The sequence below is a fragment of the Streptomyces sp. NBC_01410 genome (assembly GCF_045040195.1).
In the GTDB taxonomy this organism is placed as follows: domain Bacteria; phylum Actinomycetota; class Actinomycetes; order Streptomycetales; family Streptomycetaceae; genus Streptomyces.
In genome coordinates this window covers 241,735-264,935 of sequence record NZ_CP109530.1, presented here as the reverse complement: position 1 = coordinate 264,935, position 23,201 = coordinate 241,735, and the positions used below count along the sequence as shown (strand labels likewise).

At 66.7% G+C, this 23,201-nt stretch carries 30 protein-coding genes and 2 pseudogenes; 19 read left to right on the top strand and 13 right to left on the bottom strand.

Going from position 1 to position 23,201, the window contains the following annotated elements; all coding sequences use genetic code 11:
• Positions 1-88 precede the first annotated feature (88 nt).
• Complete coding sequence (locus tag OG741_RS01225) at positions 89-508, bottom strand: hypothetical protein (protein ID WP_405594182.1); 420 nt, start codon at positions 506-508, stop codon at positions 89-91.
• A gap of 101 nt (positions 509-609) precedes the next feature.
• Here OG741_RS01225 and OG741_RS01220 point away from each other — a divergent pair.
• Positions 610-960 (top strand): annotated as a pseudogene (locus OG741_RS01220) (transposase); the annotation flags it as partial.
• Positions 961-1,056: 96 nt separating this feature from the next.
• Positions 1,057-1,494 (top strand): ankyrin repeat domain-containing protein, encoded by a 438-nt coding sequence (locus tag OG741_RS01215; protein ID WP_405605333.1) that lies wholly within the window; start codon positions 1,057-1,059, stop codon positions 1,492-1,494.
• Positions 1,495-1,562: 68 nt separating this feature from the next.
• Here OG741_RS01215 and OG741_RS01210 read toward each other — a convergent pair whose 3' ends face one another.
• Complete coding sequence (locus OG741_RS01210; RefSeq protein WP_405594180.1) at positions 1,563-2,021, bottom strand: DUF6069 family protein; 459 nt, start codon at positions 2,019-2,021, stop codon at positions 1,563-1,565.
• A 124-nt stretch (positions 2,022-2,145) separates the two neighbouring features.
• Here OG741_RS01210 and OG741_RS01205 point away from each other — a divergent pair, with 124 nt between their 5' ends.
• The 4 genes from OG741_RS01205 to OG741_RS01190 all read left to right on the top strand — a co-directional run bounded on the left by OG741_RS01205 (position 2,146) and on the right by OG741_RS01190 (position 4,412).
• The gene (locus OG741_RS01205) at positions 2,146-2,316 is read left to right on the top strand and encodes a hypothetical protein (RefSeq protein ID WP_405594178.1); all 171 of its coding nucleotides are present in this window, start codon (positions 2,146-2,148) and stop codon (positions 2,314-2,316) included.
• A gap of 251 nt (positions 2,317-2,567) precedes the next feature.
• A complete protein-coding gene (locus OG741_RS01200) occupies positions 2,568-2,918 on the top strand; it encodes a hypothetical protein (protein WP_405594176.1) in 351 nt (116 codons plus the stop codon).
• Between the two features lie 361 nt (positions 2,919-3,279).
• On the top strand, positions 3,280-3,696 hold the full coding sequence (locus tag OG741_RS01195) for a peptidase inhibitor family I36 protein (protein WP_405594174.1): 417 nt from the start codon (positions 3,280-3,282) through the stop codon (positions 3,694-3,696).
• A gap of 287 nt (positions 3,697-3,983) precedes the next feature.
• On the top strand, positions 3,984-4,412 hold the full coding sequence (locus tag OG741_RS01190; RefSeq protein ID WP_405594172.1) for a VOC family protein: 429 nt from the start codon (positions 3,984-3,986) through the stop codon (positions 4,410-4,412).
• A gap of 223 nt (positions 4,413-4,635) precedes the next feature.
• On the opposite strand, the gene OG741_RS01185 is transcribed toward OG741_RS01190, so the two are convergent.
• From OG741_RS01185 to OG741_RS01175, 3 genes are all read right to left on the bottom strand, one after another.
• Positions 4,636-5,019 (bottom strand): hypothetical protein, encoded by a 384-nt coding sequence (locus tag OG741_RS01185; RefSeq protein WP_405594170.1) that lies wholly within the window; start codon positions 5,017-5,019, stop codon positions 4,636-4,638.
• On the bottom strand, positions 5,016-5,240 hold the full coding sequence (locus OG741_RS01180) for a hypothetical protein (RefSeq protein WP_405594168.1): 225 nt from the start codon (positions 5,238-5,240) through the stop codon (positions 5,016-5,018). The genes OG741_RS01185 and OG741_RS01180 overlap by 4 nt, the downstream gene beginning before the upstream one ends.
• Positions 5,241-5,313: 73 nt before the next feature.
• Positions 5,314-5,517: a hypothetical protein gene (locus tag OG741_RS01175; RefSeq protein ID WP_405594166.1), complete on the bottom strand. Its 204-nt coding sequence runs from the start codon at positions 5,515-5,517 to the stop codon at positions 5,314-5,316.
• A 629-nt stretch (positions 5,518-6,146) separates the two neighbouring features.
• Between OG741_RS01175 and OG741_RS01170 the strand changes: the two genes are divergently transcribed.
• Positions 6,147-6,710 (top strand): hypothetical protein, encoded by a 564-nt coding sequence (locus tag OG741_RS01170; RefSeq protein WP_405594164.1) that lies wholly within the window; start codon positions 6,147-6,149, stop codon positions 6,708-6,710.
• Positions 6,711-6,740: 30 nt separating this feature from the next.
• Here OG741_RS01170 and OG741_RS01165 read toward each other — a convergent pair whose 3' ends face one another.
• Entirely contained in the window at positions 6,741-9,476 is a 2,736-nt protein-coding gene (locus OG741_RS01165; RefSeq protein ID WP_405594162.1) for a tetratricopeptide repeat protein, read from the bottom strand.
• A 427-nt stretch (positions 9,477-9,903) separates the two neighbouring features.
• Positions 9,904-10,836 carry an IS481 family transposase gene (locus OG741_RS01160; protein WP_405594160.1) on the bottom strand — a complete coding sequence of 311 codons (933 nt, stop codon included), beginning with the start codon at positions 10,834-10,836 and terminating at the stop codon, positions 9,904-9,906.
• A 285-nt stretch (positions 10,837-11,121) separates the two neighbouring features.
• Here OG741_RS01160 and OG741_RS01155 point away from each other — a divergent pair, with 285 nt between their 5' ends.
• Complete coding sequence (locus tag OG741_RS01155) at positions 11,122-11,340, top strand: hypothetical protein (protein ID WP_405594158.1); 219 nt, start codon at positions 11,122-11,124, stop codon at positions 11,338-11,340.
• A 32-nt stretch (positions 11,341-11,372) separates the two neighbouring features.
• The gene (locus OG741_RS01150; protein ID WP_405594156.1) at positions 11,373-12,095 is read left to right on the top strand and encodes a hypothetical protein; all 723 of its coding nucleotides are present in this window, start codon (positions 11,373-11,375) and stop codon (positions 12,093-12,095) included.
• Between the two features lie 122 nt (positions 12,096-12,217).
• Here the strand turns inward: OG741_RS01150 and OG741_RS01145 are convergent, their stop codons facing one another.
• Both OG741_RS01145 and OG741_RS01140 read right to left on the bottom strand, forming a co-directional pair.
• Positions 12,218-13,141: a glutamate ABC transporter substrate-binding protein gene (locus tag OG741_RS01145; RefSeq protein ID WP_405594154.1), complete on the bottom strand. Its 924-nt coding sequence runs from the start codon at positions 13,139-13,141 to the stop codon at positions 12,218-12,220.
• A 186-nt stretch (positions 13,142-13,327) separates the two neighbouring features.
• On the bottom strand, positions 13,328-13,507 hold the full coding sequence (locus OG741_RS01140) for a DUF6415 family natural product biosynthesis protein (protein ID WP_405594152.1): 180 nt from the start codon (positions 13,505-13,507) through the stop codon (positions 13,328-13,330).
• Here OG741_RS01140 and OG741_RS01135 point away from each other — a divergent pair.
• Entirely contained in the window at positions 13,506-13,748 is a 243-nt protein-coding gene (locus OG741_RS01135; RefSeq protein WP_405594150.1) for a hypothetical protein, read from the top strand. The two genes, OG741_RS01140 and OG741_RS01135, sit on opposite strands and share 2 nt — an antisense overlap.
• Positions 13,749-13,905: 157 nt before the next feature.
• On the opposite strand, the gene OG741_RS01130 is transcribed toward OG741_RS01135, so the two are convergent.
• Both OG741_RS01130 and OG741_RS01125 read right to left on the bottom strand, forming a co-directional pair.
• Positions 13,906-14,442, bottom strand: coding sequence for a transposase (locus tag OG741_RS01130; RefSeq protein ID WP_405594148.1), 537 nt, complete (start codon positions 14,440-14,442; stop codon positions 13,906-13,908).
• A 111-nt stretch (positions 14,443-14,553) separates the two neighbouring features.
• On the bottom strand, positions 14,554-14,853 hold the full coding sequence (locus OG741_RS01125; protein WP_217621945.1) for a DUF3303 domain-containing protein: 300 nt from the start codon (positions 14,851-14,853) through the stop codon (positions 14,554-14,556).
• 619 nt (positions 14,854-15,472) lie between these two features.
• Here OG741_RS01125 and OG741_RS01120 point away from each other — a divergent pair.
• The 7 genes and pseudogenes from OG741_RS01120 to OG741_RS01090 all read left to right on the top strand — a co-directional run bounded on the left by OG741_RS01120 (position 15,473) and on the right by OG741_RS01090 (position 21,078).
• Complete coding sequence (locus tag OG741_RS01120) at positions 15,473-16,633, top strand: IS4 family transposase (protein ID WP_405594146.1); 1,161 nt, start codon at positions 15,473-15,475, stop codon at positions 16,631-16,633.
• A 33-nt stretch (positions 16,634-16,666) separates the two neighbouring features.
• On the top strand, positions 16,667-16,858 hold the full coding sequence (locus tag OG741_RS01115) for a hypothetical protein (RefSeq protein ID WP_405594144.1): 192 nt from the start codon (positions 16,667-16,669) through the stop codon (positions 16,856-16,858).
• A gap of 198 nt (positions 16,859-17,056) precedes the next feature.
• Positions 17,057-17,300, top strand: a pseudogene (locus OG741_RS01110) (hypothetical protein); the annotation flags it as partial.
• Positions 17,254-17,814, top strand: a complete 561-nt coding sequence (locus tag OG741_RS01105) for a hypothetical protein (RefSeq protein WP_405594142.1) — start codon at positions 17,254-17,256, stop codon at positions 17,812-17,814. The pseudogene OG741_RS01110 and the gene OG741_RS01105, both read left to right, overlap by 47 nt.
• Positions 17,815-18,112: 298 nt before the next feature.
• Entirely contained in the window at positions 18,113-18,592 is a 480-nt protein-coding gene (locus OG741_RS01100; protein WP_405594139.1) for a hypothetical protein, read from the top strand.
• Positions 18,593-18,660: 68 nt separating this feature from the next.
• Positions 18,661-19,671: a DUF6292 family protein gene (locus tag OG741_RS01095; protein WP_405594137.1), complete on the top strand. Its 1,011-nt coding sequence runs from the start codon at positions 18,661-18,663 to the stop codon at positions 19,669-19,671.
• A gap of 207 nt (positions 19,672-19,878) precedes the next feature.
• Positions 19,879-21,078, top strand: a complete 1,200-nt coding sequence (locus OG741_RS01090; protein WP_405594134.1) for an SUKH-4 family immunity protein — start codon at positions 19,879-19,881, stop codon at positions 21,076-21,078.
• A 48-nt stretch (positions 21,079-21,126) separates the two neighbouring features.
• Here OG741_RS01090 and OG741_RS01085 read toward each other — a convergent pair whose 3' ends face one another.
• Positions 21,127-21,258, bottom strand: coding sequence for a hypothetical protein (locus OG741_RS01085; RefSeq protein WP_405594132.1), 132 nt, complete (start codon positions 21,256-21,258; stop codon positions 21,127-21,129).
• A gap of 222 nt (positions 21,259-21,480) precedes the next feature.
• Here OG741_RS01085 and OG741_RS01080 point away from each other — a divergent pair, with 222 nt between their 5' ends.
• The gene (locus tag OG741_RS01080; protein WP_405594130.1) at positions 21,481-21,630 is read left to right on the top strand and encodes a hypothetical protein; all 150 of its coding nucleotides are present in this window, start codon (positions 21,481-21,483) and stop codon (positions 21,628-21,630) included.
• 104 nt (positions 21,631-21,734) lie between these two features.
• Here the strand turns inward: OG741_RS01080 and OG741_RS01075 are convergent, their stop codons facing one another.
• Positions 21,735-22,139 carry a contact-dependent growth inhibition system immunity protein gene (locus OG741_RS01075; protein ID WP_405594128.1) on the bottom strand — a complete coding sequence of 135 codons (405 nt, stop codon included), beginning with the start codon at positions 22,137-22,139 and terminating at the stop codon, positions 21,735-21,737.
• Between OG741_RS01075 and OG741_RS01070 the strand changes: the two genes are divergently transcribed.
• Positions 22,119-22,505: a hypothetical protein gene (locus tag OG741_RS01070; protein ID WP_405594126.1), complete on the top strand. Its 387-nt coding sequence runs from the start codon at positions 22,119-22,121 to the stop codon at positions 22,503-22,505. The two genes, OG741_RS01075 and OG741_RS01070, sit on opposite strands and share 21 nt — an antisense overlap.
• The last annotated feature ends 696 nt before the right edge of the window (positions 22,506-23,201 follow it).

Here is a 23,201-nt window from a genome sequence, read left to right as displayed (position 1 = left end):
GGCGCCGTAGAAGGGCTAGAGGTGGAGCTGCTCGATCGCCTCGATCACGAACCAGGCGAGGTGGTCCTCGGGCAGCCAGTCGCGCAGGTCAGGGGGCTGAGGGGTGCAGCAGCGGTTGGTCTCGATCGCATGTGAGGATGTTCTGTGGCATGCCCCGATGGTCCAAAACGGCCTGGACAGCAAAGGTTTGTGCGACAGCCTCCTTGAGAATCAGGTGCCAGAGTTGTCGACGAACCCCACGATATCGAGGTATTCGATTTTGGGCGGGACGCCATAAATCCCCGTCACCTTGTCGACAAGCTCCTCCGTGAAGAAGGCGCGGCCATTTCTCCTCGTCATCCCACACGTAGAAGTTCCTTGCCTGAACGCCGTCTTCGTCGAGCATGAAGCTCTTGAAGCGAAGGCCAGCCATGCCTTCGAACGGTCCTCGGAGTTCGCCGGCAATCTTTGCGAGAGTTGCACGATCGAACTTGTCGGTCTGCGTGAAAGTCGCGAGCACGCCGATCATCGGGCCTCCTATCGATCGAGTGATGCTAGCGGCGGATCCTAGGGCCTGTTGCGAAAGTCGATCAAGGTTGTGGATGATCAATCTCCATGGGGCGCGGAGATCTAGCTCTCCTCATTACCGCCGGCCACCGGCACGACAGTCCGCAGTTCCAGCCGGTCCTGGAGGCGATACGCGTGTCTCGCACCGGTCCGGGCCGGCCGCGAACCCGACCGAACAGAGTCCGGGCCGACAAGGTTTATGGCTCCCGCGCGAACCGCTTCTACCTCCGCAGACGCGGCATCGGCTGCACCATCCCGGAGAAGATCGACCAGGTCCACAACCGTAAGAAGCGCGGCTACCGCGGCGGCCGACCGCCGAAGTTCGACAAGATCGACTATCGCGAGCGCCACGCAGTGGAGCGTGGAATCAAGCGCCTGAAGAGGCATCGAGCCGTAGCAACGCGATACGACAAGCGTTGCCGTTCGCTACGCAGCAACCGTGCTGGTCGCGGCCATCAACGAGTGGATATGACTGGCCCCGCCACGTACCCAGTCACTAGCCTCGGCTCCATGAACCAGCGGCAGCAAAAGAAGCTCTCCCGACGTCTCTTCGAAGCAATACCGGGGGGTGACGCCGCCGTCGTGAAGGCGGTACTGCGGGCTGGGGGCGACCCGGAGCGAGCCGACAGCGAGGGCACCACCCCTCTCTATTGGGCATCCGTGAACGGAGAAGCCGATATCGCCCGCCTGCTCTTGGCAGCCGGCGCCTCCCCTGACACCGAGAGCAGCGGACTCGGCGCCGAGGGCACACCGCTGTGCGCAGCCGCATGCTGGGGGCACACCGAGACAGTGCGCGAGCTATTGGCGCACGGCGCCGATCCCAACCTACGGGAAGATCACGGCACGGGCTGGGCCCCCCTGGACTGGGCAAACAACGGCCCCCATCCCGAAACTGCCGCGCTCCTCACCACAGCGGGCGCGACCACCCGCAAGGGCGGCCCTGCATAGCCGCGCCGTTCGTCATCACGAATCCCATTGGCTACCTATGGGTCTCAAAGCCACTTTCGCAACAGGCCCTAGAGGAGCCGGTGGCGGCGGTGGAGCTCCAGAGTGGTGACGACCGTCACGCCGAGGGTGATGTGCATCAGGGTCAGGGCGGCGACGGTGCCGCCATCGGCGCCGGACGACAGCGGGCCGGCGACCGACAACAGTGCCAGGCCGCCGCCCATGTACTGCGCGATCCGCAGGAAGACCAGTTTCCACAGGGACAGCAACAGGGCAGCGCCCGTCCCGACGACCAGCGGGACGACTGAGGCGCCGATGACGCCCCCGACCGCGATCGGATGCTCTGCGCCGCCGTTGACGATGATGAGCGAGGCATCGGCCAGCTTGGCGATGGCGAGGACGATCAGATTGACGACGACCGCGCAGACCGCCCCGGTGACCAGTGCCTTCCACCAGGTGAGGCCGGAGCGGTGGACCGGGGATGCGTCAGGCACAGCGGGGCCGGGGTTCTGAACGGTATTGCTCGACATGGGGCTTCTCCAATGTGTGAAGTGCTGCGCCGCCCCTAGCCGCCAGCGGTGCGTACGAGTAAGCCTCCAACCTGAACCACACTTGAGGTCAAGACCGGTCTGTGCGACATCCCGTGGTGCGACGGTGGACCTCCTCCTCCAGCCGCAGGACGCCGCGCCGTACATCGCCACCAGCTACGCCGAGGCCCAGGAGAACACCAAGGGCTTGCTGGTCGTCGTCCACCTCAAGACCGCTGTCTCCGTCCCCGTCGCCGTCGAACTCTCCCTCCTCGCCCTGGACGAGCTGCACGCCTGAGTTCCTTAACCCACTGCCCCCGCCGAGCGGTTCTTGGCGGGGGCGTCGTCCAACCGGCACGAGGACCACGAACACCAATCCGGCGAACAATCCCGGTCACAGCACTAGGAGCAACAGGGCTTACAGACCTGTGGAGGCGCTGCCCGCTCCTGCGCTGGTCTCGTGCCGTCTATTCGGCTGCGGGCTACTCAGGACGACCTAGGTACTCGCGCCCAAGCGGAGCGCGGTACCTGCTGCCTAGCATCCCGAGCATGAGTTCCGTTGAGCAGATGGCCGGATCGAGTGAACAGGTGGCGGCGCGGCAGCAGTCGCGGGGTACGACGTCGCTTGTACTGGGTGCTGTCGCCGTCGCGATGATGGTCTGCCCCTTGCTGCCCGTCCCGGTCCCGATGTGGGTCCGCCTTCTTCCCGTGTACTTCTTCGTGCCCGTGGGGATCTCTGCGGTCGTCTCAGGCACCGTCGCTCTGCGCAGGATGCGGGGCCGGGAGGGAGCCGATCGCTTCCGGGCGCGGGCGGGTGTCGCGCTCGGCACCGCGGCCGTCGTGATTCCGCTGGCCGTGATCGTCTGGGCGATCTGGGCGCTGAGCCAGGCCTACAAGTAGACGGCGATAAGCTTTGATGACCAGAGATGGGTTCTGATTACTGGGCGAAAGAGCTGAACGCCTTTTCCGAGGAAGCATCTGACGGCCCCTTGGGGTTCCCCAGGTTCGGCCTGCGCACGACCTATCCCGCTCGGGAGGTGACTGACTGGGAACAGACCCGTGATCCGCACGCCGCACCTATGCACACCCCGGCAGGCCGCCGGGCATAAGAGACGGACGCGGTTGGTCCCAGAGAGCCCGCGGCGAAGGTCAGGGTGATCGTTTCTGCGGTGAACTTCGTGACCCGGGAGGGTGAGCGCGCGCGGTCTGGGGGGTGTGGAGCGGTGCGGGGCGCGCTACCTGTATCCGTGTGATGACAACCATGACGCGTTCCGCGGCAGCCGCAGTCCTTGCTCTGGTGCCGTTGAGTCTGCCGTCGTCGGCTCAGGCCACCGGTACGGTGATGAAGCCCGGCACAGGTACGACAATCTCCACCGTGCGGGCGGTGGCCTGCCCCGATGGCTACGTCTGCATCTACCCGGACATCAACTTCGGAGGGCAGCCCTGGGTCCGTCGGGCGGCTGACGGAAGCGTGAAGGACCTGCCCTCACAGATCCGCGACGACGGCAGCTCCATCAGGAACAACTCAGGCAAGACCGCCCGCGTCTACGAGAAGCGCAATCACCACGGACGGTGGGTCTGTGTCACCCGCAGCGGCGGCTCCATCCACGACCTGCGCTCCTACAACCTCAACGACCAGACCCGCTCACTGAAGATCAACAACAACGACTGCGGCTGAACACCGGCACAGTTCCTTCCAATTGGGCTGCGGTACGGACGTCACCCCTGACACGCTGAGCGACGGCTACCAGCCAGCGGAAGGCGGGCGGCGCCCGACGTGTGAGCGAGTCCACCGCGAACTCCAGGCGGAACGAGCAGCCGCGGAGGACCCTGCCCGCAGCAACGGGATCCTCGCCCGTCTGCGCGCTCGCGCCGAAGGCCAATAGCGACGTGGGGCGCGCAACAGGCGCACTGCGATGAAACCCCGGGATCTCGGTGAGCAGCACGCGCCAATATGGTGGACCGATGGCATCGATCAAGCAGTTCCAAGTCACCTTCGACTGCGCAGAACCTGAGCGCCTCGCTCGTTTCTGGTGCGAGGTGTTGGGGTACGTCGTAGCGCCGCCACCGGAGGGGTTTGCCACTTGGGACGATTTCAAGCGCTCGCAGCCACCTGAGCAGCGGGACTCATGGTTCGCCTGCAGTGATCCCTCAGGTGTGGGCCCGCGACTGTACTTCCAGCGCGTCCCCGAAGGGAAGGCCGCCAAGAACCGGCTGCATCTTGATGTGCGGGTCGGCACCGGACTCGTGGGTAAAGAGCGCCTCGCCGCACTTGAGGCTGAATGCGCACGACTGGTCCCGCTCGGCGCGGTACACGTGCGAACGCTGTATGACGGCAATGATTCGTGCATCCCGATGCAGGACATCGAGGGCAACGAGTTCTGTATCGACTGAGAGCCGCGAACGTGTCCTCCCAGATCAACTGAGACGGCACCGGACAACTGTGCGTCCGGGACCAGATCCACTGAGATTTCCAGTGTCACGGCTTCTCAGTTCTTCTGGTCGCTGCAGGTCACAGGCGTCACCAGGGACCAGATCATCTGAGACGGGACATGACTCGCTCGCCTGGGTCTGGCCGCAGCCCGGGCGGCTGCGGCTCCAGCGCGTCGCAGAGCGGTCAGCGAGCCCAGGCGCGCAACTGGGCGGCGACCTCGCGCAGGGCGAGGGTGCCGTTTCGGAGGCCTGTAACCAGTTGGGTCATGCCCCCGGCGGGCGGTTTGACGGGCTCGCCGGACTCGCGCAGGTAGCGGATGGCAAGAGCGCTGCCGACAAGACCGTTGTAGTCGGTCAGCGGCGTCGTAGCCACGAACATCTGCAGCAAGACCGCGGCGCGGACCGGGGTTTCGAGGTAGAAGGGTTCGGCGGCGTGCAGCTCGTACGCGTGCCGGTACACGGCGGCGGCGAGGGCGCCCCAGTCGTCGATGCCGACTTCGCGCCCGGTGTTCTCCTCGAACTGCTGGAGGGATTCCTCGATCCAGCGGGCATCCACGCGGAGAATCAACGCTTGCCCGCCTCGAAGGTCTCCTCGAACTCACCGAGCAGGTCCGTCATGTCGTCGACCAGGCCGGACACGAAGGCGTCGCGCTGCGGGTCGACCTCGCTCTCGACGATGCCGGAGACGTACGCCTGGATGGTGACGCCGCGGCGCTTGGCCCGCGCGGTGAGGAGCTCGTGCGTGCGGGCCCCGACCCGGACGTTCAACTGTTTCTTCTCGTTCTCCATACCCACAGCCTAGCAATTGCTAGCACATTGGGGGAGGGGTTCGCATGCCCCTGGGTCCCCAGGACCAGGTCGATCATTTCGCGTCCTCGATGCGTTTGGCGCGGGCGCGCGCGGTCTCGGCGCCGTTTCGTGCTTCGCGGGCCTTGCGGGCGGCATCCGACAGGCCGCGCCGGGCTTGGTCCAGTGCGCTTCGTGCCTGGCGTGTTTGCTCCTGGGCGGATTTCACCTCCTCGGCGAGGGCGGCGGGCCGTGCCTCTGCCGCCTGGAGCGCCGCCACCGCCGGAACTCCAGTACGTCGTTCTCGGTCGCAAGCCGCAGATCCAGGCCCCGTGCGGTAAGGAAGTTGAGAAGACCGTGTAGGCATACGCCCGCATCGTCTTCGCATCCAGGCCTTGCTGACCGATCACCCGGAACCAGCTCGACAGCGGCTCTACCGGGCGCATCGCCTTGTCCAGAAGAATCGGCGTGCCCGCCGGAACCCGCCGCCGTTCAAGCAGCTCACCCAGGTCGTCAGGGCTAACGCCGACGATGTCCCCCACCTTCCAGACCTTCCGCCGGTCTGTGAAGAACAGCTGCACCGCGCCCCCAGAGACAAGGCACCTCGCGGGATCGAGGAACCCGCCAGCCACCCTGCCTGACCAGCACGACAGCGGCCACACTCGGCTCCCAACGTCACCCGAAGGAGAACAAACCACGGGGTCCCCGAGCTGGCCAGTCGCACAGAGCAGGGCATCCGTCGCACCAGGCCAGCGTTTCCGTCCTGGCGATCACGAGATTCTCGACCGCCCACGACTGCAACTGCCACGCAGGTCGGTTGCCTCCCAGATTGCCGGTGAACTGATCGCGGAGTAGCAACCACGCCCCGTAATCTCGATTGGATATGGGGAGCGACTGGGGGCGTGGCTGGTGGATACACAGATTGCGACAACGTTGATCGCCGCTGCCGCCGCTGTCTTGGGCGGTGCGGTGACCGGCGGACTCACATGGGTGGCGGCTAGGCGCCAGGCCGATGCCGCCTGGGCCGCCGGGCTGCGTCAAGCGGACGCCGCCTGGGCCGCGGGGAAGAGCCAGGCGGATGCTGCCTGGGCCGCCGGGCTGCGTCAGGCGGACGCTCAACTCGCTGTCACTCAGCAGACCCTCAACGAACAGGCACGCGCCGTGGAACGGGGCGTTCGCCGCACCGCCTACGTCGCCTTCCTTGGCAGGGCCGAAACCGCGCACCAGGCACGGACCGCTCACCAGAGCGCCCTCGGCAGCAGCACCGCCACAGCCCTGAGGCAGGAGTACTTGGATGCTGTGGACGCCGTCAGCGAGGCGCTGAACGTCGTCAGACTGGAGGGCCCCGACACCGTCGTCTCCGCAGCGGAGGACCTCAACGACGCGCTCGCCCAGACCGCGCCGGCACCACAGTACGCAACTGCGCGCAGCACGTTCATTACTTCAGCCCGCGCAGCCGTCACCGCCCCCTAGCGGCCGACTACGATCTCGTGATCGCAGCAGTCAGGCGGGCAGGGGTGCCGGCCACGCGGCGGCGATGGATCCGTCCGGCTCCCATCCATACCGTCGCAACTGCTCTGCATCAGGCTCTCTGCCTGCCCGTTGAAGGATGTCGGCCGCAAGATCTGTTGATCCGTATATCCCGAGTTCGGCGAGGTGCCACAGGCAGGCGAGGGCTTCGTCGCTGCGTCCGAGGCTTTCGTGCAGGTCAACGGTGAGGAAGACGGCCTCAACGTCACCGGCAGCAGTGGCGCGTTGAGACCATGTCACGGCCTCCTTAGTACGACCCGCCTCTCTCAGTGCCCGTGCGCCTTCTACGTATCCCATATATCTGTAACTGGTTTGCTGCGCGCTCCGCTCCCACCACTGCAGGGCCAGGTCCAGTTCACCAGCCGCCGCATACAAGGAGGCGACTTCCCACGGGGCCCTGTCATCTCCGCCGTCTGCGCGTTCCAGGGCCCACTCCAGGGCCTCACTTTCACGGCCGGCGTCGCACAGTCTGCGGATGGCGTAGCCCATGGCGCTGGGGTGGCCGCGCTTGACCAACTCGAAGAGCCAGGCGAGCTTTTCCTCCGTCGGAGCGCTCCACCCCCGCAGCCGCTTCCCCAGAAAGTGGACGGTGTTCAGGTACGTGTAGTGCCACTCCTCCACGTCGGCCTGGCTCGTCCCCTGGGATCGCAGGAGTTCGGTCTCCCACGGCTCGGTCGTGGGGTATCGGCCCCTCTCGACAGACCGCTGGTACCACGCGAGTGCTTCAGCCGGTTCGTTGTTCCTGGCGAGCGACCGCGCATAGCAGAAACAGACCTGGGAGTCAGGATGCTCGACCGCGGCTGCCCGGCGCCACAAAGCGAGAGCCTCGGTATGACGACCGGCCTCCTCGAACAGAGTAGCGGCGTTCGTCAGGTAATCATCGTTCTGCTTCGCGAGTTCGAGAGCCAACTCGCGCTGTCCCATTCGGACTAAAACCTGTACAGCCTGCCGGTGGCAGTAAGAAGAATCCTGCGCGGCTCTGGCCAGCCACTCAACAGCCTCGCGGTCCTTCCCTCGTTTCAGCAACAGCTCAGCCAGTCTGAGGGAATCAAAGCCGTCGGGGCCGGAGGACGCTAGGAGTGAAATCGCTTGCTCGGTGCGGCCCAATTCTACGAGCAGGTCGGCGGCTTTCTTGCGATACCACCGAGTGCTGCCCACCCGCTCCATGTACCACGCAAGTACCGCATCTGGGCCGTCTGTTTCGCGGATGTGGCCAACGACCACCCGCTCTGCTTCTGAGTCGATATCACCCTGTTCCGCTGCCCGTTGCCACCACAGCAGTGCCTTCGGGTCATCCGCAGACCCCAACCGTCGGATGAGCGACCTCAGGGTGCCCTCCTGCGAGCTCTGCTTGGGCACCTCCTCCCACCACCACGTGAGGATTTTCTCAACCTGTTCAGGTGTTTCGCAGGGCGCCGTCTTCAGTACGCGCTCCAGCGCGAAGCTATCTCCTGTCTCCGTGGTACTCCGGATCCACCAGGGGCGTGCATCTTCCGGTCTCTTGCAGTCCTCCAAGAGCCGCGCAAGCCCTTGCGCACCGCCCTTCGCCTGCGCGTAGAACTGCGCTGCGATGCGCAAGAGGCCTCGTTTTTCCGCCGACTCTCCCAGTGCGAGGTATCCGGACCCGTCGCCGTGTGTCAGCAGCGCTCGCCACAGCGCTTCAGGCACAGGTTCGTCTCTGCGCGTCGTCCTGCCGTGTTGGTCGAGATAGTCCGCAAGCCGATAGCAGGAGAGATCCCCGGAGGCAGCCTCACCGGGCGTCCGGCGGGTGCGGGGGCGCCTGCGGACGAGGGCTCCGCGCACACCGGCGACGGGAGCTGCGGCGTAGGCCATGGCCGTTTCCAGCCAGTCATCGGAAAGAGCATCCCACTCCTCATCGGTCAGGTAGCCCTCGGCACCCTCGGCGAGCAGCCCGTAGGGCAGAAAGGCACTGTGGCCCAGCCGCTGGGCATCCATCGCGGCATGCATCAGGCTCCGCGCCCCGGCGGGAGCAGATTCATAGCGGGACAGCAGAGCCGGTGCTCCCGCGAGGTATTGAATGACCTGCCCTTCGATCGCGTTTTCCACGGCCAGTGCCAGACGAGGGTCGCTCTGAGCCGCCCGGCGGGCCTCTTCCAATTCGGAGGGCCGAAGCCTGCGTGCCACCTGGACGTCGCGGCCGGCGAGGAGCGCTCGGGCCTCACTGCGTGCGTCGCCCCCCTCTCCGTCCTTCGGCGCCGCAGTGAGCTCGTGCCAGTACCCCGGCCACATCGTGGCCACGACCAGCACCGGCCCCCGCTGGGGATCGTTCAGCAACTCTCGAAGGCCAGCCGCCAGTTCCTCCCCGAGGCCGCTTGAAGGAGTCTGGAAGAAGAGCTGCGCTTCGTTGAGCCAGACCACAGTTCTCGGCCCGACAGATGTCAACCCGTTCCGCAATGCCTGCGCCCGTCCCGGCGCGACAGGCTGCCACAGCTCCCAACCAGCAGGCAGTCTGCGCACCGCTTCCCAGCACGCCCGTGTCTTGCCCGTCGATGACTCGCCCACCACGCATACAAGCCGGCTGCGTCCTGCGGCGGCTTCTGCCACCGCGGTGTCGAGAACGTCGTCGTGCACGCGGCGAACATAAGCCGGCAGGAGGGGGAGGTTCGCGTCACCGGTGAGGACCTCGACCGAGCGGTGGATCTCCAACACGAGAGGATCGCTGACGTCGCCGATCGACCATCGGGGCATGAGAGCGGACCACCTCGCAACAGATCGCATCAGACTTTGACCCTCGCCTGATTCACGTCCGCTCAGTCTTCCCACCACCACCACCTGGCATTCCGCCTGCTACTCGCCATGACGTGGGCTAGCTCCTTGTCCAGGTCGCCGCGATCGATCTCAGCGAGTTGCGCATCAGCAACGGCTGACGGGCAGTGACCGCGAACTCGGTGCCGAGCCATACCCGCAGCGGCAATCGCGGGCCGCAGGACGGGCGGGATTCCCCGTTCACCTGGACGGTCGCGATCGGCTGTGTGCATCGTTCATGCCGCTTCGGATAGGGCGAGCGAGGTTAGGCATTCCTCGGCTTCGCCACCCGCCCCATCTTCCACGTCCGCGTCCCCCCGGAGTTCCGGCTACCCGACCACAGCCATCTAGATGTGCAGCTGACGGAGGCCTATGACAGTGGGTTCTGGGCTTTCTGTCGGAGGCGTTCGTAGGGTGTCTGGCCGGTGAGTGCGCCGTGGGGGCGATGGTAGTTGTAGTAGTCCTCCCATTCCTGGAGCTTGCTGTTGAACAGGTTGACGTCGTCGATGACCTGTCCCTCCAGGAGGCGGTAGAACTCTTCGGAGTCGATGCGGTGGGACCGTTCGACCTTGCCGTTCAGCCGCGGCGTGCGGGGCTTGATGCGGACGTGGCCGATGCCCTTGTCGAGCAGGTGCCAGTGGAACGCTGAGCCGAATTCCTGACCGTTGTCGGTCTGGACCTGCTCGACGGCGAACGGCAGCTTGGCCAGCACGTGGTCGATGAACTGGATGGCGGTCTTCTGGTCGTTGCGCGGGTAGGCGCGCAGGACCCGGAGCCGGGTGCAGTCGTCGATAGCGGTGTACTGGTAGTAGCGCTTCTTGCGGCCCGTCTGGCCGAGGGGCTCGATGAACTTGACGTCGACCTGCAGCTGATGGCCGGGCCGTTGCTTCTCGTAGCGCTTCCAGCGGGTGGAGCGGCGCTTGTAGCGCTGCGAGGCCGGCAATCGGTTGAGTCCCACCTTCTTCAGGATCCGCCAGACGCCGGACGAGCTGACCTTGACGTCGTGATACCGCTCCAAGTACATCGCGATCTTGGCCGGCCCGAAGTGATACTGCTGCCGCAGCCACAGGATCTTCTCCACCACGTCTGCCTTGGTGGCATGCGGCGTGTGGTGCGGCGCGCTTGAGCGGTCCTTCAGCCCCTCAAGCCCCTCGGCCTCGTAGCGTCGCAGCCATATGTAGTAGCACTGGCGGCTGATGCCGTAGTAGCGGCAGGTGGCGGCCACACTGCCGCTCACCTCCTCGACGTGGCGCAGCACCGAGAGCCGATGCCGGGCGCGCCTTTCAAGCTCGCGTTCAGTCATGCAGGTCTCCTAGATACGAGAGACCCACCTGTCAATAACGTCCGTCAGTTTTAGATCTAGAACGCACGCTCGGGCCGGTGAGAGTCACAGTGTTCGAATTATGTTCGATATATTGCTCGTCAGACGTTCGAAGTAGCCCTACGGATGGAGGCGGGCGCCATGCCGCGACGCGCCTGCTCCGACCTATCTGCAACGGCGAGCCCGGTGTCAAAAGCTCTCTCCCCCGACGCGGTGGCGAGACAGTCTGAGACGTCTGGTGAACCCCGGAAGCGCGGGGTGAGCGTCATGACCGAACGCCACATTTTGCACATCCACTTCCATCTCACTGGCGGCACCGACCCCGAGGTCTACGGACGGCTGATTGAGCAGCTGCAGGGCATCAGCCCCCGCGCCCTCAAGCGCTTCCACCGGACGCGGCACTGCGATGTCACTGGTTACGTCCAGGAGTTTTACCTGTCTCATTCCATCCGAACAGCGCCGAACTGGTCCCTTCGGCGCTGGTAACTTCCCTCCCTCGTCTTCGCAGAGGGGCGCTCGTGCACTACTTCTTCGTCTCGCCCAGCAAGGTCCGGCAGTTCCCACCTCAGGTTCCCGGTGTGGATCTGGATCCTGCGGCTCTGGTGACGCGGCCGGGCGCGCTGCCGGATGGGACGCCGTTCTTCGTCGGGGACGACATGCGGCCGCGTGAGCCGATCACGTCGTACTTCTTCGATCTGGCCAAGTGGGTGGGCGCGGAGAGCCTGGAGGACTACGCGTACGACGTGATGGCGCTGGAGGACTTCCTCGGTACGGTCCTCGATCCGCCTGCCGATCTGCTGTCGGCGACCGAGGACGATCTGGTGGCCTATCGCCGCTACCGCACGGCGTTGCAGCCGTCGCCGGTGAGACCGGCGACGTGGCGGCGCAACCGGGTCTCGATCGACGGGTTCTACGACTGGGCGGTGGACACCGGCCTGTTGGAGGCGCGGCCCTACCGGGTGCGGTGCAACGGACGCGATGCGCTGTCCGGAGGCCCGGTACAGGATCTGGACGTGCGTCACCTGACCCACCGGCAGTGGGTTCTGCTGCACCGTGTGGGGCTGGGCGGCGATCTGCCCGATGGCAGCCCCGACCCGTCATTTCGGGGCGGGGACCGGCACGCGATGTTCTTCGCCGCCCTGGCCGTCGCCGCCCAGCTCGACCGCAACTACATCCGGCGACCTAAAGCTCTAGAAACGTGGCAGGCCGTGCCAGCGTCCCACTTCTCCGCCACCGAGTAGTACTGATCGCCCACCTACGCCGCCGGTGCGGTCTGCTTTTGATGTGGTGACAACAGGCTTGAGCCGCTGGTGTCGTCCGATGCCGAGCGTCGGATGTTGCAAGGGTGGACCAGGGCCTCGTGTCAGTAGTGCTCGACCACCGGCGCACCGCCGTACTTCGAGCCGGAAAGGCCCAGCGTCGCCGCGTACGCCCTCTTGTGGTCGCCGTTCTCGTCGTGTGCCTCGAGCGCGTCCGTCACCGCTTCCCGCAGCGCCTTGTCGTCCTTGTTCATGCCGATGCCGTAGGGCTCCTCGGTGAACGGGTTGCCGACGACCTTCAGCTTGTCCGGGCGCTGGGCGGCGTAGCCCATGAGGATGGCGTCGTCCGTGGTGACGGCGTCAATCCTCTTGTCGAGCAGTAGCTGGACGCACTCCGTGTCTTTGGTGGTCTCGACCGTCGTCGTGTTGTAGTCGGGCTTCTTGATCTCCCGGAGGGTGGTCGACCCCTTGACCGAGCAGACCTTCTTGCCCTCCAGGGAGTACGGGCCCCCGATCGTGCTGTCGTTCTTGCGGACCAGGAGGTCGGCGCCGGCCATGTAGTACGGGCCGGCGAAGCCCACCTTCTTCTTGCGTTCGTCGTTGATCGTGTACGTGCCGACGTACAGGTCGACCTCGCCGCTGGAGATGGCGGCCTCACGGTTCTTCGTGTCGACCGTCTTGAACTCGATCTTTTCGGGCGAGAACCCGAGATCGGCGGCGACCATCTTGGCGATCTCGATGTCGAAGCCGGAGCGCCTGCCGTCCTTCTCCTCGAACCCGAGGAACGGCTGGTCGCTATGGGCGCCGATGACGAGCTTACCGGCCTTCTGCGCCTTCTTCAGGGTCGGAGAGTCGATCTTGACGTTCTTGGCGACCGTGTACGTGGGCAGCCTCGAGTGGTTCCCGTTCGAGCTGCTGGTGGGCTCGTCACCGGAGGCATTGCCGGACTCTCCGCCGCAGGCGGTGGCGGTGAGGGCGACCGACAGCACAGTGATCATTACGAAGGCGGCGAACTTGGAAAGTTTCATAATAAAACGTCCTCTATTTTTCCCGACAGGTTGAGCAGCCTGCGTCCCGAGACCCAATCCCGCCCAGCAGGGCCCGCGCCGCGGTCCTGCCGATCGGTGCCTGACGGTTGGGCCTGGTCAAGCTTCTTGCCGAGCTGTATGGCCGGCAACAGCGGCCTGGCGTTCGATGCCGTTCTGTCATGGTGGTCAGTCCTCCGCCAGGAGGTCCTGGGTGACCAGCGCGAGCCTCCGGAGATGTCTGCGGGCCGGTAGGAAGTCTCCAGGCGGCCTTTCCGCCCGGAGAGCCCGCGCGCGCCCGCTCGTGCCGGAGGCTTCGGCGCCGGGCTGGTGATGGCACTGCGCCAGGACCATGGCCACCAGCTGCATGAGCGCTCTCCGAAGCCGCTCGGTCAGCTCCTCGATCTCGTATATGGCCGGAGCCCGCGTCCTGGCCGAGTACCGCTTCGAGGTGGTCGTAGAAGGAGTCCACGTCGACACCGTCCAGCCAGACGGAGATGCGGAGACCGGTCAGAACCCGCTCGACATCGTGGCGGCTCAGCTCATCCAGGCCGAGGGCCTCGCGGAACGTCTGGTACATGGGCCGGCCGACGAAGCTGTGCAGCGTTGACCCTGATCCTCGGCGTCTCCCTCATCCACGCGACCGCGCATGACCTGTCCCGGCCAACAACATGACGACCATCGCCAAGACCTTCGGCATCTCCGGGACGTTCTACAGCCACATCCCCGGCCTCCAGGAGCTTCGCCGCAGCCGCGTTCCAGGCCAATTACTGACCTCTTCGGATTGTTGTCGGTTGGCGGGTGAGGGTGAGTCCTGTGCCGGCGAGGCAGCCATCGATGAGGTCGGGGCGTTGCTGGATGTGGCGCAGGCCCCGGCGGAGGGTGCGTTCGAGGTGGTCGTCGTCGGTGAAGGCGGTGTTGGCGAGCGGGCCGCGCCGTAACAGTGACCAGATGCCCTCCACTGGATTCAAGTCCGGTGTGTAAGAGGGCAATTGGACGATGGTGAGCCAGTCGTGCCCGTCCGCATACTCGCGCATCCCGGCGGCCCGATGGGTGTTGAGATTGTCCCAGACGAGGACGATGGGGGCGCCGAGTTGGATGTGAGCGCGCACGACCAGGTCGCGGTAGTCGCTCCAGGAGAAGCTGTTGCGCCCCTTGCCCCGGTGTTTGCGGTGCTGGCGCGGCCGGTAGATCAGCCGGGAGGCCTCGCCCGGCCGGTAGCAGCATATCGCGGCGATCGACCAGCGGCGCCAGGACCGGCCGCGCACCCGCACCACGGGCGTGAGCTGGTTGATCTTTACCACGAGAGGTGGCAGGTCGAGACGAAATCTGAAACTGGATCATCGGGGATACAGATTTCACGGGCCCTCGGGTCGGGCAGCTCTCGGCCGTCCGACCCGAGGTCCGCAGTCAAATCAGGCGAGTCCGTCGCGCCATGCGATTACCTCGAGCTCGGCTCGGACAGCATCTTGCACCGCAATGACCGGTCGAGCCTGAAACTCGAAGGCGGGGAAGGTCGAGCAGAACTTGTGCACACTGAGTGGATCATCGCACTCCACCAGCATGTGTCCACCCCATTCACCCACCCGGATCACAAATGATTCGACGTTGAAGCCCTCAGGTTCCTTCCACTGGCCGAACACTTCAAGGATCCGCTTTTGGGCATTCTCATACTCTGCCGGTGAACCTTGCGCCCGCTCGAACCAGCTGATCATGTACTTCATTCTCACCCTCGTTTCCGTCGCCGGCCGTCAGGTTTCTTGGCAGGGGCCTGTAATGACGAACGGTAGCCTCGATCGTGCGCAGGTCTGCTCCGCCACGCATCGGGATATCTCCCCATTTCCGTTTCGGCGGTGGCGAGTGGCGGGTGAGCGCCTCCGCAAGAGGGGCGGCGGCGAGGCGCAGACGTGTGCCCCGCGCGAGGCATCGCCCGATCCGGTGAAAGCTCATGTCGCACCATGCGATGGTCGGATGGTTCGGGAATGCTCTATGTGGTGCCCGAGTCCTGGGACGTTCTCGGCCGGTGCTCACATCGATATCCATGTATCCTTTCCGGCCGACTGGTAGCGCCTAATACTCCAGCCGCAACACTGTTGAGTTAGCGCTTTGACCTGGCTTTCAAGCCTTGCTCCATCACCATGATTTCGACTTCGAGGGTGTAGCGCTGTGCCGTGCTGCGGTGCTGGGTTGGGTTCTTGCTGTACTTGCTGGTCGGGCTCTTGCGGGTGCGGGCCTTTACTCAATGCCGCGAAGCTTAAGTTGATCAAGGTCCTCGCTGGGGAGGGTCTGGTGCGGTGCTCGATGTCGCGTCAGCCACGAGGCTAGGGTTGCCGCATGGCTCAGGGCTCCGTGGGTTCGCGTGGGTTCGTCGCGCGGCCGGACCAGGTATCGCTGGGAGTCTTGGTCGCGGCGGTGCCGCGGTTCAAGGTGGATGAGGCTGCGGCGGTTTGCGGGGTGGCTGAGCAGCGCCGGGGCGGGAAGCTCCCTCCGCACGTGACCGCCTATCTGGTAATGGCGCTCTGCCTCTTCTCCGACGACGCGGCCGAGGAGGTCGCGCAGAAGGTCACCGGGTCGCTGTCGCAGTTCGGCGTGTGGGACGCCGCCTGGGAGCCGCCGACCTCGTCGGGGATCACCCAGGCACGCAAGCGGTTGGGTCGCGACGTGCTGCGGGAGACGTTCTACCGGGTGGCTGAACCCGTTGCCACCAGCGAGACCCGGGGCGCGTGGCTGCGCGGATGGCGGCTGATGGCCATCGACGGGTTCGATCTCGACCTGCCCGACTCGGCCGAGAACGCCGCCGAGTTCGGCTACGCCGGCAACGACCAGTCCCGCTCTGCCTTCCCCAAGGCCCGGGTGGTGGCGGTCGTCGAGTGCGGATCGCACGCCTTCATCGACGCCGAGGTCGGGCCGTGGAACCGGAGCGAGAAGACGATGGCGGCCACGCTGCTGCCCTCAATCTCAAACGACTGGCTGCTGCTGGCCGATCGTGGCTTCTATAGCTTTGCCGCGTTCAGCGTCGCCGCTCAGACCGGGGCAGCGCTGTGCTGGCGGGCACCGACGCAACTGTCTCTGCCGGTCCTGAAGGTCCTGTCCGACGGGACGTACCTGTCGGCCCTGGTCGATCCCCGCCTGCGTGGCCACAAGCGGGAGGAACTGCTGCAGCAAGCGAGGAACGGCGCGAAGCCGGACCCAGCCGCAGCCCACGTCGTGCGGGTCATCGAATACGACGTCCCCGGCCGCGACGGCGGGGAACTGGTCTGCCTGATCACCACGGTCACCGAGCCGGAGTCCGCGACCGCCGCCGAACTAGCCTCCGCCTACCACCAAAGATGGGAGGAGGAGGCCGCAAGCGCCCAGCTCAAGACAGTCCTACGCGGCCCGGGAAAGGTCCTGCGGTCCAAGAGCCCGGACCTGGTCTACCAGGAGATCTGGGCCTACCTGCTGGTCCACTACGCAATCAACACCGCCACCGGGACGGCGGCCTTTCCCCCCTGAACGCTGGGAAGCGGTCAAACCGATGTCCTCGCCATGATCGCCGCACGCCGAAACTGCAACCCCGTACGCCGCCACCGCTCCTACCCACGCGTCGTCAAACGCGCCCGCCACAACTCCTACCGGGTGAAGAGGACTTCGGACGAAGGCACCCGCCACGCCAAGCCGCCCGACCTGAAGTTCGCCTGTCTCGGGATAGCCCTGGCTGCCACGTCAAGATCAACTTAAGCTTCGTGGCATTGGGCCTTGACCCGCTGTCGGCGACGCGTCGGCAGGAGGTTGGCAGAGGTCGTCGATCCCTGCTGGCCTGCGTTTGGCCAAGCAAGACCGAACCCGCAGCCGATCCCAGCCTGTTCGGCACGGCGCGCCAAGTTCCGGCTCGAACGCACCCCAGAATCTACGAACCCGCGCGCTTCCATCTACACCGCCCTCGGCCTCCAGCGGGCGCGCGTCCGTGGCATCTCGCTGCGCCGAAGAGCTCCAGAGCGCCGAACGCGCCACCCGGCAGCTCACCTTCGACCCGGGTGACGATAGAGCCCGCCGCATCGAAGCCGCCGCCGACAAAGCCCGTGCCCGCTTCGGCGCCGGCGCCGTCATGCCCGCCGCCTTGGCAAGCCCTCCCGATGAACGCCGTGCCGCGCCCGGAAGCGGCAATCGGTCCGTACGATGAGGCAGCTCAATCGAAAATGGAGATCGAAAACGTGCGTTCTGAACGGTTTCAGCAGCTCTGCCTGGCCGCCCTCGCCAAAGGCCGGGACATCCAGGCGGTGGAGCCGTGGAGTGAAGAAGGCTCACGCCCTCGAGGCCTCGCCATCACCTTCACTTCGGGAGCGCAGCTTTGGGCCGGCATCACCGGCGTCGCCGCGCCCGGCGAGAAACTCGACCAGCCCGAGACACCGGTGACGGGAGAGCCGTCCGCCGAAGTGCAGCTGCCGGCCCTGTACGAACAGGGAATGATCACACCTGCGAGGGCCGAGCTGTACCTCGCGGCGCTCCTCGTCAACGCTGCCTCCGACGAGATCGCCCGCGCCTACGGCTACAGCGACCGTCCGACCCCGGCCATGCATCCAGGGGTCGGCGTGGAGTTCCACTCAGGCGCCCGAGCGAACCTGCCGTTCGTTCACACCGCCCGCCCCGGACAAGGACGCGGCCGCAACGCATTTCAGCTGCAGAGCGAGTTCTAGAAGCCTCTGTAAGCCCCGTCGTCTCCCCGTGTCGGCGGGCGCTTGCTCGGGTGAGCGGGGCTGGGCATGCAAACGGCCGACGCCCAATCCGCCGAGGCGGGTGGCAAGGGCGCCGGCCAACCGAAAACACACACTCCGCGGGAGAACCCGAGAGGCGTATCTCGTCATCGAGTCTAGCCGGACAAGACAGCGTTCGGTACGTGCTTCCTTGCCGTGGGTGACGTAAAGAGGGTTTGTTTTCTTGTTGGGCGTCGTGGCAGCGCCCCAGCACCGAAGACACTCTCGCAAGGAGCCCCGTATGCCCTTCTACCTCACCCGGCACGACATCGACGACCCCGCCCAGGAGCTCGAGGCCCCCGCCGTCCCGGATGCCGTGAACCGCGCGACCGCCGACCGCGCCTACCTCGCATGGCCGGCCACCGCCGCGGCCGCAGCCGCCGAACTCGAGCAGCTCGCCCAGGCCTTGACCGCCGTTGGCGCCAACGTGAGCCGCGAGGGCCAGGACGTCGTCCTGCCGGCCCTCGTCTCTGGACCGGGCGACACGGCTGGCATCCGCGTGCGCGGCCAGCCGCACGCCGGATGCCCTGTACGTCATCACCGCCGCCAAACTGGGCCCGCGCACCCACGCCGCCGGCGCCCTCGCTTACCTCCGGCCGCTGGCCGAAAGCGCCACCCGCAGCTGCCACGGATGCGGCGCCGAGCCCGGCTAGCCGGGCATGCCGAACTGCCTGCCGGACCCCTCAACCCCCTGAACCGCCCGCTCCGGGCGGGGCGCTGACACCCCCCGCACCGTGATGGAGAACGAAGAAGATGATTCGCGCCGGACGCCTCAAGTACGCTCAGACCATGGCCGACCTGGCCGCCGCGCTCGGCATGCCGCTGGGCACCTTCCGCAACAAGAAGCCGCACACCCAGGAGGGGCACCCCGCTCCGATCAGCTCCCCTGACTCCCGGGCGTTGCTGTGGGACAGAGAGCAGACCGCCGCCTTCTACGCCGGCAAGCCCGTCCCCGCGCTGCCGGATGTCGACGATGACGAGGACCTGCTGGACCGTCACGAGGCCGCGGCCGTACTGGGCGTGGCGCCAAGCAGCTGGAACAAGTACAAGAGCGACCCGAAGCTGGCCGAGCACGTCGTCCTGGTCCCGGCCGGCGAGGGCGGAACGGAGCACTGGCCGCGCAGTGTCGTCCGCGCGTTCAAGGCTTCCCGCCCCGGCCGCGGCGCCGGCGGCGGCCGGCGTGAGGGCAGCGGTGACATGATCCCGCGCGACGAGATCCTGCCGCGGATCGCCGAACTGCTCGACGACGACCCGGCCATCACGCTGGCCACCGTCGCCGACACTCTGGGCATCGCCAAGTTCCCCACCGCCCAGGCCGGCCTCGCGCAGGTGCGCGGCCGACGTATCGCCGACCTCCTCGAGGCCCAGCCGCACCTCACCCCGCAGCAGGCCGCCGAGCAGCTCGGATACCCCACCATCACCCGGCGCGGCGCCGTGGCGATCGCCGAGGCCGAGCTGCGCGCCCGCCAGGCGCTCCCGTACCTGCAGCGGGTGGCCGACGCACTGACCCAGGCCGGCGTCGCCGAGCCGGTCCAGGTCGAGGTCCGCCAACTCGCCGGTGACCACCTGGCGGCCGCCGTCCCGCTCGCCGCCGGCCAGAGCGCGCCGGCGCTGGTGTGGGACGAGCGGTACGGATGGCGCACCGCGAACAGCCGGCGCCACCCGATCGGCAAGGACACCGGAACCGCGCCGGAAGGCGAGGGCATCCGCTACCTCGGCCACAGCCTCACGCCGGAGCCGGCCGAACTGCTCGAGGCGCTCGCCGACGGCCGTAAGGGCTCCAAGCGCCCGAAGGTATGAGTCAACTGGGCGCTTCCGCGATTCAGCTGGCCTGCAGGCAGCTGGCGGCACGAGCTCGAGGGGCGAGGGTGTCGGTCGGGAAGCGGCGCCGGGCGGCACTGTGGCAGCTCGGGCGGCACATACGCAGCTCGCCGCTGACCCGTTGTCAGTGGTGGTTCCTATCGTGGTGGTCGTAGAGAGATCACAACACAGCACCACGGGGGATCCATGTCCGCGACCTGCGTCGTCGTGCCTGCGCACGCACTCCCTGCGTCCATCACGCACCAGGCGACCCGCCGTCGCCTCACCGGGCCCGGACTGCCCGCGGAGCACGGGCTGATCCGGTTCGGGCCGCTTGCCGAGTCCCGGGTGGTGTCCGTCCCGGATCTGCTCGCCGAGGGGGCGGACCCGGGCAAGCTCGATCCGTACATCGCTGACCTGCTGCTGATCGGACACCTTCGCTGCGAGGAGTACGACGCTCAGGAGGTCGTCCTCGACGGGGCCACGGGCCGGGTCTTCAGCATGTACCTCTTCGAGGACTCGCCCGGCCTGATCGACGTGATCCCTCTCGCCCCCTCCCTCGACGCCCTGGCGCGGTTCCTCGCACACGTGGACGACTTCCGGTTGATGCGGGGCAGGTTCGCCGCGCTGGCGGGGCGGACCGGCACCGACGTGGTGGCCGCGGCATCGGCCCTGCTGATGTCGGTCTTCACCCACGAGGACTGGGGCCACGACGGCTCGGGCAGTGCGGGCACACCATCCGCATGGGAGCATCCCCTCCCTGCGTTCTGGCGGATCGCCGCCTTCATCCGGCCGCTGGCTCTGGTCGCCGGACCCGGCCACGGCCTTCGACTGGACCTGCCGACGGGATTGTTGGACGAGGAGTTCGGCCCGGACCAGATGGTGCGCATCGAACCGTCAGCGCTGCCTGCGGCCCTGGTCCACGAGCCGACTCGACGGTTCCTCACGGAGGTCGGGCTCCCGAAGGTGGAGCTCATGTTCGGCCTGTGGCGCGATGAATCCCTGCTCCGGACACTTGCGGAGCTCGCGACCCCCACGGACGAAGACTCCTGCCGGATGCCGGCCGACGCGGACAACCTGGTCGGCCTGGGCAGCCTGATCCATGACTTCGAGGTCGTGATCGACGGCCGCACAGGGCTCCTCTCGTACCACCTCTACGGTGACGACACGACGACTCCGGTCAACGCCGACATATCCACGCTGGCGTTCACGATGTGGATGTACAGCCGGGAGCAACGGCTCGACGAGGAGCACGACTTCACTCAGGATTTCTACCACCAGCTCGCCGACACCATGGCCGAGGTCCTCTCGTCGGTGGACCCGGTCGCCTGCCTCCCCTCGGCTGGCGAGGACGACTACCGTTACTGGCCGGAGGTGTTCCACGACGAGGCGGGAGGCGTGCTCTGAGCCCTCGGCGCGCCTCCCGGCCGGTGCTGCGAATCTTGCGGACGTCTTCTACCGGGCTCCCAGCCGTACGTGGACGTCGTACGGGCACGTACGGCCCGCGACCCCCGCCCGGCCGTCCTGCTCTACGTCGGAGACTTCGACTGTTCCGGCGCCCCGCTCGAGGACCTCAACAACGACCACACCGCCCTCCCACCCCTCCCTGACGACGAGGACGGCTCGGCCGGTGCGAGCCTTCGCCGGCCCACTTGTCCGCCGACCACCCTCGTCCCGCCTCCTCACGCACCCACCTCTGCCGCGGCCGACCTGGTACCGAGGGAGCCGCTATCCGCCCCAGCCCGCCCGCCTCAGGTGTCACCGTCGGCACACGCAACAGCGGACCCGGAAGTGGTGTCTGCTCCGCGCATGCCCGAACGGCTGCTGGACTGGCGATCCTCCGCACACTGGTCCTTCGAGCCTCAGCCCTGCAGGCACTGCGGCAGGCCGACGAACCTCCTCGACGACCAGGGCGACCCCTTCCACAAGGTCTGCGCTGAAGCGATCTGCGGGCAATGAACCCACCGAGTCTGCCCTTTAGAGTGGAGGCGTTCGGTTCGTTCACCGGCGAGATGAAGGAGCCCGCTGCCTCGCTCCCCGCCTCCTTGCCCCGCCCCCGAGCTCTAGGCGTGCTCGACGGTCTTGAGGAAGGACGTTGCGTCCCGTTGCAACTCGCCCGGCAGGTCGGTCAGTCGGGACAGGACTGTCGCGAGCTCGCGGGCGAGGTGGGGGAAGGTCGACCAGGAGTCGGGGTCCCTGGTCGTCACTGCGGACAGCAGGTCGCCTTCGTAGAAATTGCCTTCCGCCATCGGGTTGTCGAGCAGTACCTCAACGGCGAGCGGTAGGAGGAACGGCAGCCCCACGTTCTGCACGATCAGTGTCCGCAGGTCCTCGATGGTCAGCGTGCCGATCGGCTTGCGGCGCAGAGCGTGCACCCTCTCCACGAGACAGGTGGTGGGGCCTGGGGCCGGCCAGCGGGAGTCCTCGAGGTCCTCGAGCGTGCGGTCGTGGTGCAGGAGTCGGTTCACCCGGGCGATTGTGGCACCGCCACGATCACGCACGGCAGCGCCGACGTTGTCCGGGGCAGCATCCTCTCCCTCAACCCGGCCTTTCTGCTCGACGCCCTCGGCACGTTTACCGGCGACACCATCACCTTGCATATCCGCGGGATGAAGGAGGGACAGGCCGCCAAGCCCGTGTTGCTCACGGAGGGGGCCGACATGGCCGGCGACGGCTACCGGCGTCTGCTGATCCCGTACGGCTGTCCAGCAGTCCCCAGCGGGGGCATGCCCGCCCCAACTGCCGGTTTTGACCGAAGCGCGGTTCGATCGCTCGTGTCGCCGGGTGGCAGCGGCTGTGGTGGGGCGGAGACTGGGGGATATGGAGCCGTATGACGACCGGGCTGTGTTGGAGCTGCCGGGCGGCCGGAGTGTGCTGGTCTGGGTAGAGGTTGAGCCTGAGGCATCCCCACCGGGGTGGTCGGGCGAACTTCGGGTGCTGGGTGAGGGTGGCGAGCCTGTGCCTGTGGGGCCGGCTGTGCTCGTGCTGGGTGAGGACAACTCGCGCTGGCCGTGCGTGGTGGTGCGCGCGTACTCCACTCATGGTCTGGAGACGCGGCACGCTGCCGAGGTGAAGGGCCCCACGTAGACGTTCTGCGCCGGCCTGTACCGGCCCGCGGTCCCGTCCCTGCGGCCCGGAACGCTGAGCCGTTGTGCGTTGTGCTCTTGTCGTCGGCGGCACGACCGCTGGCCGGGCCTCGTGCATCCCGTTTGGTGGGGTGGGCGCCTGCCGTGTCGGTGCCGTGGGGTGCGGGTGTAGGCGGTCCGGGTGCGCTCGCTTTGGTTCCTCGCTCCGCGCTGCCCCCCGTTACCGCCTTCGGTAACTCTCGCACTGAGTTTGCGCAGGGGGTTCGACCGGGGCTTGCTCCACGGGACAATGGGCGGACCGGCCACAGCGAGATCCGCCCAGGGGCGCCGGGACGCGCACTGAAGTCGGCGCCGGAGACACTGGGGGACGCACCATGGCAGGACGGGCACGCAACGCGGCAGGGACGAGGAGCTTCAGCGACCTCTTCCATGAACCGGGTGAAA

What these genes read in the sequence shown, in the direction of transcription:
- OG741_RS01125 (WP_217621945.1), bottom strand. Translation starts at nt 14,853, where the DNA reads ATGATCAGCTGGTTCGAGCGGGCGCAAGGTTCACCGGCAGAGTATGAG.
- OG741_RS01180 (WP_405594168.1), bottom strand. Translation starts at nt 5,240, where the DNA reads ATGGAGAACGAGAAGAAACAGTTGAACGTCCGGGTCGGGGCCCGCACG.
- OG741_RS01080 (WP_405594130.1), top strand. Translation starts at nt 21,481, where the DNA reads ATGCCCGAACGGCTGCTGGACTGGCGATCCTCCGCACACTGGTCCTTC.
- OG741_RS01165 (WP_405594162.1), bottom strand. Translation starts at nt 9,476, where the DNA reads ATGCCCCGATGGTCGATCGGCGACGTCAGCGATCCTCTCGTGTTGGAG.
- OG741_RS01155 (WP_405594158.1), top strand. Translation starts at nt 11,122, where the DNA reads ATGACCGAACGCCACATTTTGCACATCCACTTCCATCTCACTGGCGGC.
- OG741_RS01200 (WP_405594176.1), top strand. Translation starts at nt 2,568, where the DNA reads ATGAGTTCCGTTGAGCAGATGGCCGGATCGAGTGAACAGGTGGCGGCG.
- OG741_RS01135 (WP_405594150.1), top strand. Translation starts at nt 13,506, where the DNA reads ATGAGCGCTCTCCGAAGCCGCTCGGTCAGCTCCTCGATCTCGTATATG.
- OG741_RS01120 (WP_405594146.1), top strand. Translation starts at nt 15,473, where the DNA reads ATGGCTCAGGGCTCCGTGGGTTCGCGTGGGTTCGTCGCGCGGCCGGAC.
- OG741_RS01190 (WP_405594172.1), top strand. Translation starts at nt 3,984, where the DNA reads ATGGCATCGATCAAGCAGTTCCAAGTCACCTTCGACTGCGCAGAACCT.
- OG741_RS01095 (WP_405594137.1), top strand. Translation starts at nt 18,661, where the DNA reads ATGGCCGACCTGGCCGCCGCGCTCGGCATGCCGCTGGGCACCTTCCGC.
- OG741_RS01210 (WP_405594180.1), bottom strand. Translation starts at nt 2,021, where the DNA reads ATGTCGAGCAATACCGTTCAGAACCCCGGCCCCGCTGTGCCTGACGCA.
- OG741_RS01160 (WP_405594160.1), bottom strand. Translation starts at nt 10,836, where the DNA reads ATGACTGAACGCGAGCTTGAAAGGCGCGCCCGGCATCGGCTCTCGGTG.
- OG741_RS01090 (WP_405594134.1), top strand. Translation starts at nt 19,879, where the DNA reads ATGTCCGCGACCTGCGTCGTCGTGCCTGCGCACGCACTCCCTGCGTCC.
- OG741_RS01100 (WP_405594139.1), top strand. Translation starts at nt 18,113, where the DNA reads ATGCCCTTCTACCTCACCCGGCACGACATCGACGACCCCGCCCAGGAG.
- OG741_RS01215 (WP_405605333.1), top strand. Translation starts at nt 1,057, where the DNA reads ATGAACCAGCGGCAGCAAAAGAAGCTCTCCCGACGTCTCTTCGAAGCA.
- OG741_RS01115 (WP_405594144.1), top strand. Translation starts at nt 16,667, where the DNA reads ATGATCGCCGCACGCCGAAACTGCAACCCCGTACGCCGCCACCGCTCC.
- OG741_RS01105 (WP_405594142.1), top strand. Translation starts at nt 17,254, where the DNA reads ATGAACGCCGTGCCGCGCCCGGAAGCGGCAATCGGTCCGTACGATGAG.
- OG741_RS01145 (WP_405594154.1), bottom strand. Translation starts at nt 13,141, where the DNA reads ATGAAACTTTCCAAGTTCGCCGCCTTCGTAATGATCACTGTGCTGTCG.
- OG741_RS01225 (WP_405594182.1), bottom strand. Translation starts at nt 508, where the DNA reads ATGATCGGCGTGCTCGCGACTTTCACGCAGACCGACAAGTTCGATCGT.
- OG741_RS01140 (WP_405594152.1), bottom strand. Translation starts at nt 13,507, where the DNA reads ATGCAGCTGGTGGCCATGGTCCTGGCGCAGTGCCATCACCAGCCCGGC.
- OG741_RS01195 (WP_405594174.1), top strand. Translation starts at nt 3,280, where the DNA reads ATGACGCGTTCCGCGGCAGCCGCAGTCCTTGCTCTGGTGCCGTTGAGT.